The 1566-nt window shown below is 64.3% G+C and carries 1 protein-coding gene; it reads left to right on the top strand.

Features of this window, described 5'->3' with window-relative positions:
• The first annotated feature begins 280 nt into the window (after window positions 1–280).
• A complete protein-coding gene (locus AB0F44_RS30035; protein ID WP_357361008.1) occupies window positions 281–1432 on the top strand; it encodes a branched-chain amino acid ABC transporter substrate-binding protein in 1152 nt (383 codons plus the stop codon).
• Window positions 1433–1566: the final 134 nt, after the last annotated feature.

Below are 1566 nucleotides of genomic sequence, written 5' to 3'. Positions count from 1 at the left end.
GACTCGGTTCGGCTCTTACCGCCGCGCGGGCCAAAAGCAGAAAATGTTTACGTAAGCGAAACAATAATGTGAACTATTGCTGGACAAGAGGCGTCCGACATGATGCGAATGTGATGCGGATCTAACAGAGCGGCGATATGTTCTCTGCGGGCTGAACGTGGTCGGCCCCCTCGGTGAACCCGGGGAGCACAGGACATAGAGGTGAGACGTGCTCAGTTCGACATGGCGCAGTCGGTCGACGCGGGGAGTTCTGGTAATCGGAGCTGCCGCGTCGTTGGTGTTGTCCGGATGCAGTGACAAGTCGTCGGATGGCGGCGGTGGCGGCAGCACCGATCTCTCCATCCAGTCGGTCGTTCAGCTCGATACCGAGGGTAAGGCCGTCGCGACAACCGACGCCGGTGCGGCCGCGGATCCCGCAGGCGACGGCAAGGCCAAGTGCGCGCCCCTGACCCTGGGCATGGCGGGCCCGCTGACCGGCGGAAACGCCGCGCTCGGCATCAACATCATCATGGGCGTGAAGCTCGCGCTCGACAAGCACAACAAGGCCAACCCGGACTGCCAGGTCTCGGTGAAGCAGTTCGACACCGAGGGCAAGCCGCAGATCGCCAGCCAGGTGGTCCCGACGATCGTCGCCGACCCGAGCATCGTGGCGCTGGTCGGCCCGACCTTCTCTGGCGAGACCAAGGCGACCGGCCAAATCCTCAGCGAGGCAGGCATGCCCACGCTGACGGCGTCGGCCACGAACCCCACGCTGACCCAGAACGGCTGGAAGACCTTCTTCCGCGGCCTGGGTAACGACAACTCGCAGGGCCCGGCGGTCGCGAACTACCTGACCGGCGAGAAGGGCTTCAAGAAGATCTGCGTCGTGCAGGACAACACCGATTACGGTGCCGGTCTGGCCCAGGCGTTCATCACCGCCGCGGGCCCCGCGGCCGACACCTCCTGTGGGACGAGCGTCAAGGAAGGTGACAAGGACTTCTCGGCAGCGGTTTCCAAGCTGTCCGCGGCCAAGCCCGATGCCATCTTCTACGCCGGCTACTACGCCGAGGCGGCGCCGTTCGTGCAGCAGTTGCGTTCCGGCGGCGTGACCGCGGCCTTCGTGTCCGCCGACGGCAGCAACGATCCCGAGTTCGTCCGTCAGGCCGGTTCCTCGTCCAAGGACGCGCTGCTGTCGTGCCCGTGCAGCCCGGCACCGGAGAAGTTCGCCGCCGACTACAAGGCGCTCAACGGCCAGGCTCCCGGCGTCTACTCCGTCGAGGGCTACGACCTGACCACCATCCTGCTCAAGGGCATCGATGCCGGTAAGGTCACCCGCGCCGAGCTGGTCGACTACGTCCGCAACTACGACGGCACCGGTGTCGCCCGCCAGTACAAGTGGGGCGAGACCGGCGAGCTGGCCAACATCCAGATCTGGATGTACCAGGTCAAGTAGTTCCGATGACGTGTGCAGCGGTGCGCGTGGCTGTGCAGCCACCAGCGGGGCAAGAACAATGTTGCCGCATCACCTAAGGGGTTGTCACCCCCTTTCGGCAAAATCTGCAGAATTTTGCATTGCATGATCTTGCT

Origin of the sequence: Nocardioides sp. NPDC023903 (assembly GCF_040639295.1) — a bacterium.
Taxonomy (GTDB): Bacteria; Actinomycetota; Actinomycetes; order Propionibacteriales; family Nocardioidaceae; genus Nocardioides.
The sequence above is the reverse complement of the archived record's forward strand: the minus strand, read 5'-3'. Positions and strand labels throughout refer to the sequence as shown.